4 protein-coding genes are annotated in these 6,189 nt (G+C 74.5%); 2 read left to right on the top strand and 2 right to left on the bottom strand.

Annotated elements, in window-relative coordinates:
- Window positions 1–20 precede the first annotated feature (20 nt).
- Window positions 21–2,492 carry a bifunctional acetate--CoA ligase family protein/GNAT family N-acetyltransferase gene (locus DMH08_RS37785; protein WP_026404945.1) on the bottom strand — a complete coding sequence of 824 codons (2,472 nt, stop codon included), beginning with the start codon at window positions 2,490–2,492 and terminating at the stop codon, window positions 21–23.
- 166 nt (window positions 2,493–2,658) lie between these two features.
- Here DMH08_RS37785 and DMH08_RS37780 point away from each other — a divergent pair, with 166 nt between their 5' ends.
- On the top strand, window positions 2,659–3,582 hold the full coding sequence (locus DMH08_RS37780; protein WP_125621023.1) for a carbohydrate kinase family protein: 924 nt from the start codon (window positions 2,659–2,661) through the stop codon (window positions 3,580–3,582).
- A 16-nt stretch (window positions 3,583–3,598) separates the two neighbouring features.
- Here the strand turns inward: DMH08_RS37780 and DMH08_RS37775 are convergent, their stop codons facing one another.
- Window positions 3,599–4,618, bottom strand: a complete 1,020-nt coding sequence (locus DMH08_RS37775) for a LysR family transcriptional regulator (protein WP_199748204.1) — start codon at window positions 4,616–4,618, stop codon at window positions 3,599–3,601.
- Window positions 4,619–5,218: 600 nt separating this feature from the next.
- Between DMH08_RS37775 and DMH08_RS37770 the strand changes: the two genes are divergently transcribed.
- Window positions 5,219–6,189: serine/threonine-protein kinase (locus DMH08_RS37770; RefSeq protein ID WP_199748203.1), on the top strand; the 971-nt coding region annotated here is incomplete at its 3' end.

Here is a 6,189-nt window from a genome sequence, read left to right as displayed (position 1 = left end):
GTCGTCGGGCGGGGGGGCGGTCAGGTGATCGGGGCGGTGTCCGGGCCGCGGAGGCGGCGCGGGCCCAGTTCGGGGCGGGGGCCCAGCGGACGTTCGAGGCGGAGCGCGACATCGCGGACGGCGGCGCCCGAACCGTCCGCGACCACCGGGTTCAGCTCCAGTCGGGCGACCTCGGGCAGGTCGAAGCCGAGCCGCGACACCCGCATCACCAGCTCCTCGAGGGCCGACACGCGGACGGGTTCGGCGCCGCGGTGGCCGAGCAGGAGCGGGGCCGTCCGGATCGCGCGGATCAGCTCGGCGGCGTCCACGTCCGACAGGGGGCCGAGGCGGTAGGCGCGGTCGTCCAGCAGCGCGGCCGTCTCGTCGGCGAGGCCGAAGGAGACGACGGCGCCGAACGACGGGTCCTCCATGGTGACGATGCGCGTCGGGACCCCGGCGCGGGCGTCGTCCCGGTCGACCTCGATGCCGTAGCAGGCGAGCAGCTCGGCGGCCTGCTCGGGCGTCGCGTGCACGGGCGCGCCGCCGTCGAGCCAGCCCTCGACGAGCGTCCGGGCGCGGCGGCGGTCGGCGCCCTCGAACTCGGGCATCGACCCGGCGGGGCGGCGCCGCCACTGGGCGTAGCGGATCACGTAGGCGAGGGCCCGGACGGCGTCCTCGGGCGCGGGGTACGAGGGCACCGAGCCCTCGGCGGGCGACCCGTCCGGCGCCGTGATCCGCAGGTCGGCGGGCATGCCCTCGGAGCCCAGGTACGTCGCCACGACCGGTTTGGGGCTGGCCGCGGCGAGCCGGAGGATCTTCTCGGGGACGCGCAGGTCGTAGCCGCCGATCGTCGGCGGGGTGAACAGCGCGACGACCGCGTCGACCGCGTCGTCCTCGAGCGCGGCCGCGAGGCCCGCCTCGAAGTCGTCGGCGTCCGCGCGCGGGCCGAGGTCGATGCGCGGCCGGACCTGGAGGCCGAGCGCCGTCGCCGCGTCCTGCGCCAGCAGGCCGAGCGAGTCGGAGTTGTCGATGATCGCGATGCGGTCGCCCTCGGGGAGCGGCTGGTAGGCCAGGAGCTGCGCGACGTCGAACAGCTCGGACAGGTCCTCCACCCGGATGACGCCCGCCTGCTCGAACAGCGCGCTGACCGCGTGGTCGGGCAGCGTGAGCGCGCGCGCGGCGTGCCCGATGGGGACGCCCTGGGTGCTGCGCCCGCTCTTCACCGCGACGATCGGCTTGCGCCGGCCGAGCCTGCGCGCCAGCCGCGCGAACTTGCGGGGATTGCCCAGCGACTCCAGGTAGAGCAGGACCGCCTTGGTGGCCGGGTCCTCCTCCCAGTACTGCATGAGGTCGTTGCCGGAGACGTCCGCCCGGTTCCCCGCGGAGACGAACGTGGACAGCCCGAGCCCGCGCTCGGCCGTCCGCTGCAGGATCGCGATGCCCAGCGCGCCCGACTGCGAGAAGAACCCGATCGGGCCCCTCCCGGGCATGGTCGGCGCCAGGGTGGCGTTCAGCCGCACGTCCGGGTCGGTGTTGGCGATCCCCAGGCAGTTGGGCCCGACGACCCGCATCCCGTACGCGCGCGCCATCCGCACGAGCTCGTCCTGGCTCGCGCGCCCCTCCGGCCCCGTCTCCCCGAAGCCGGACGACACGACCACCAGCCCCCGGACGCCCTTCGCCGCGCACTGCTCCACGACCTCGTGGACGGCGTCCGCCCGCACGGCCACGACCGCGAGGTCGACGTCGTCCGGGATCTCCAGGACGGACGCGTACGCGCGGACGCCCGCGACCGCCGTGGCCGTCGGGTGCACCGGGTACACGGGGCCGCTGAAGTCGCCCGCCAGCAGGTTCCGCAGGACGGTCTGCCCGACGGTGTGCTCGGCGCGGCTCGCGCCGATCACCGCGACCGACCCCGGGAACAGCAGCCGCTGGATCGACCGGGACTCCGCCCGGTGCTCGCGGGCCGCCATGACCTCCATCGACGTCTCCGTCGGCTCCAGGTCGAGGACGAGCTCGATCACGCCCTCCTCGAACCGCTGCTCCGCCTGGTAGCCCGCCTCCCGGAACACGCGGGTCATCCGCCGGTTGTCGGGCAGGACGCTCGCGACGAACCGCCGCACGCCCCGCTCCCGCGCCGCCGCCGCGATGTGCTCCAGCAGCACCGCCCCGATCCCCCGCCCCTGGTGGGCGTCCTCCACGAGGAACGCGACCTCGGCGGTCTCCGGCGCGTCCGCGAGCCGGTCGTACCGGACGACCGCCACCATCTCCTCGCCGATCGTGGCGATCAGCCCGACGCGCCGGTCGTAGTCGACGCCGGTGAAATGCTCGATCTCCCGATCGGTGAGGTAGGGGCGCGGGGAGAAGAAGCGGTAGTAGATCGTCTCCGGGGACAGCCGGGCGTAGAACACCCGCAGGCGCTCGGCGTCGTCGCGCCGGATGGGGCGCAGATGGGCGGTCCCGCCGTCGCTGAGGACGACGTCCGCCTCCCACTGCACCGGATAACCCTCGGTCACGTAACCGAGGGTAAGGCACGCCGAACCGGCGCCCGCTCCGGGGAAAAACACGGGTTCCTCGTTTTCGCTGCGCGTTCGAGACCTCAACGGGGCTCCGGAGCTGTTAACGTCGAGCCACGCCCAGGATGCCGCTCGCGCGGGCCGTGTTGATCGAGGTGATGACTCCATGACGCGCGTGGTCGTGGTCGGCGATCTGATGACAGACACCGTGGCCCGTGCCGCGTTTCCCCTGGCCAAGGGGAGCGACACGCCTGCCGCCGTGACGACCCACGGAGGCGGTTCGGGCGCCAACGTGGCCGCCTGGCTCGCCGTGGGGGAGGAGGTCGAGGTGGCCTTCGTCGGCCGCCGCGGCTCCGACATCGCGGGCCGGAACCGGGACATGGAGATGATGGGGTACGGCGTCGACGCCCGCCTCGTCATGGACGCCGAACGTCCCACCGGCACCTGTGTGGTGATGGTCACGCACAAAGGCGACCGCACCATGCTGTCGGACCCCGGCGCCAACGGCGCGCTGCTGCCCGAGGACATCGAGCGCTGCGGCGACCTGTTCGTCCAGGGCACCCATCTGCACCTCTCCGGCTACTCGCTGATCAACGAGGGCTCCCGGAAGGCCGCCATCGTCGCGCTGGACATGGCGCGCAAGGCGCAGATGTCGGTCTCGGTCGACGGCGGCTCGTTCTCCCCGCTCAAGCGGATGGGCGCCGAGCCCTTCCTGGAGTGGACGCAGGGCGCCCGGCTGCTGATCGTGAACGCCAAGGAGGCGGAGATCCTCACCGGCCGGGACACGCCCGACCAGGCCGCCAAGGTGCTCACCGCCTGGTACCCCCAGGTCGTGATCAAAGACGGTGCCGACGGCGCCCTCTGGTACACCAACGGCCGCCCCGAGCCGGTCACCGTCGCCGCCGAGCCCGTCGACAAGGTCGTGGACGGCACCGGCGCGGGCGACGCGTTCGTCGCCGGGTTCCTGCCGCCGTGGCTGGACGGCAAGCAGCCCGCCGACGCCCTCACCGCCGGCTGCCGCCTCGCCGCCCGCGCCATGCGGCACCTCGGCGCGCGCCCCACCCTCGACGTCGTCGACAACCAGATCTGACGACCGCCGCGGCCCGTCAGGCCAGCGGCGTGTAGGTGCGGACGTCCTCGCGGACGGCCTCCCACAGGCGGTTCAGCGGGTGGTCCGCGCCGTACCGCTCGAGGTCGGCGCGGCGCACGAACGCGCCGGTCATCAGCTCCGCGGGGGGCTCCATGTCGTCCTCGAGCCCGATCGCGCGCAGCGGCACGGCGTCCGGGTCGTCCCGCCCGGCCATCCCCCGGCCGATCGACCCGGTGACCACCATGCAGCCGCGGACGAACCCGGACCGCAGCAGCGACAGCCCGTAGTGCACGTCGTCGATGTCGGCGACGACGTTCAGCCGCTCCCGGTAGTTCGACCCGTACCAGGTCGCCAGCAGGTCCGCGACCAGGCCCGCGGGCGGCAGCACCAGCGGGACGCCCGGCAGCCGGCTCGTCCGGACCGGGGCGTCGGGCAGCTCGCGCTCCGGCAGGTTCGTCAGCAGCAGCGCCTGCCCCCGCGCGTACTCGACGACCTCGTACTCCTTGAGCCGCCGGTCCCCCTCCGGGGTGCTGACGATGCTCCCGCACACGAGGTCGACCTGGTTCGTCTCCAGCCGCGACCACACGTCCTTCGTCCGGACGTGCGCGACCTTGAACTCGACCTCCCGCTGCCGGAACTCCTCCGACACCCGGTTCCACGCGCGGGACACGATCGGCAGCGTGAACTCGGTCGTCCCCACGGTGAGCATCCGGCCCAGCCGCCGCCTGCTGCGGTGCACGGCCTCCAGCCAGCTCTCGAACGTCCCGCGCGCCAGCTCCACGGTCGCCTCGCCCGTCGGGGTGAACAGGAAGTCCTTCCCGCGGCCCTGCCGGACGGTCAGCACCTCCCCGCACAGCGCCTGGCTGTTGCGGTTCAGCGTGTCGAGCTGCTTCTGGACGCTCGACTGCTCGCGCCCGAGCGCCCGCGCCGCGCGCAGCGCGGACCCGGTCTCGTGCACGACGAGGAGCGTCCGCAGCTGGTCGAACGTCATGTCCAGCAGTCCGGACGGGCAGTCGAGAAGCTCGTCGAGGGGCACGGGACCGGACATTACTACCTGCCGCCCGGCCGTCGCCGAAATGGCCTCCCGCACACTCCAACGGGAATTGATGACACTTCCGCTCCAACTTATCTTGAGATGTTCTCTCAAACAGCTGGACAGAGTTTTCTGACCTCTAGAACACTTTCCTCTCGTCCGAACCCCCGCCGAGGAAGCACCGTGAGCCGTTCGACCCCTCCCCACGCCGCCGCGTCTCCTCCCGGACGCCCCGGCGGCGCTCCCGGGCGCGTCCCGGCGACCGTCCTCGCCGGGACCGCCGCCGGGGAGCGGGTCCACCGGTTCCGGCACCGATGACCCCCGTTCGCCGCGGCTCTTCTCCGCCGCGGCGCCGGGTCGGCCGTCGGCCCGTGCGCGGGGCCGCGCGCACGGGCCGGCTCGGTTGCGCCGCCCGCGCCGACAGGGGCGCGCGGGCGGCCCGCAACCCCTGACCGCCCCCCCGCACGCCCGCGGCGGACCGCCGTCCGGAGCACACCGGACGCCGACGGCGCCGCGGAGACCGCGCATCCGATCCCGGCCCAACCCGGCCGGGCATTCCGGCATCTCACCAGTGGATCGATCGGGCAACGGGAAGGACGTGCGGTGGGCGGCTGGCGGATCACAGGCTTCGACGAGGTCGCGGAACTCGGCCGGGGCGCGCAGGGACGCGTCGTCCTGGCGCGGCACACGGAATCGGGCGCCCCGGTCGCGATCAAGTACGTGGACACGGCGGCCGGCGCCGACACCGCCCGGCTCCGGCACGAGGCCGCGCTGCTCGGCCGGGTCGCCGACCCGCACGTCGCGCGGCTGTACCGGCTGGTGGAGAGCCCGCACGGCGCCGCGATCGTGATGGAGGCGGTGAACGGCGTCCCGCTCAAGCGGGTCTTGGCCGAGCACGGCTCGCTCACCCCCGAGCAGGCGCTGACGGTGCTGAAGGGGTCGCTGAGCGGGCTCGCCGCCGCGCACGCCGTCGGGGTGGTGCACCGCGACTACAAGCCCGCGAACGTGGTGGTACGCGCCGACGGACTCAGCAAGCTGATCGACTTCGGCATCGCCGTCCCGGCGGGCGGCGGGGACCGCTCGGGAACTCCCGCCTACATGGCCCCGGAGCAGTGGCGCGGCGAACCCGTGTCCCCCTCCACCGACGTCTACGCCGCCACCTGCGTGTTCTTCGAGTGCCTGACCGGACGGCGCCCCTTCGGCGGCGACCGGGCCGCGCTGATGGCCGGGCACCTGACCGCGCCGCCGCCGCTCGACGGCGTCCCCGCGCCCGTCCGCGACCTGGTGGCGCGCGGCCTCGCCAAGACGGCCCTGGAGCGTCCCGCGGGCGCCGAGGCGTTCGTCCGCGAACTGGAGGACGCCGCAGCCGGGGCGTACGGGGGCGACTGGGAGGAGCGCGGCGTCCGCGCCCTCGCCGGAGCGGCGGCCGCCTTCGCCGCGCTGTTCCCCCTCGCCGCCGCCGGCCTCCCCGCCGCGGCGGGCGGCGCCCTCGCGGGCGGCGCGGCGGCCGGTGGCGCGGGAGCCGCCGGGGCGTCGGCGGGCGGCGCGGCGGCCGGTGCGGCCCCGGCTCCGCC

This window comes from Actinomadura sp. WAC 06369, from assembly GCF_003947565.1.
GTDB classification, from domain to species: Bacteria; Actinomycetota; Actinomycetes; order Streptosporangiales; family Streptosporangiaceae; genus Spirillospora; species Spirillospora rifamycini.
The sequence above is the reverse complement of the archived record's forward strand: the minus strand, read 5'-3'. Positions and strand labels throughout refer to the sequence as shown.

What these genes read in the sequence shown, in the direction of transcription:
- DMH08_RS37780 (WP_125621023.1), top strand. Translation starts at nt 2,659, where the DNA reads ATGACGCGCGTGGTCGTGGTCGGCGATCTGATGACAGACACCGTGGCC.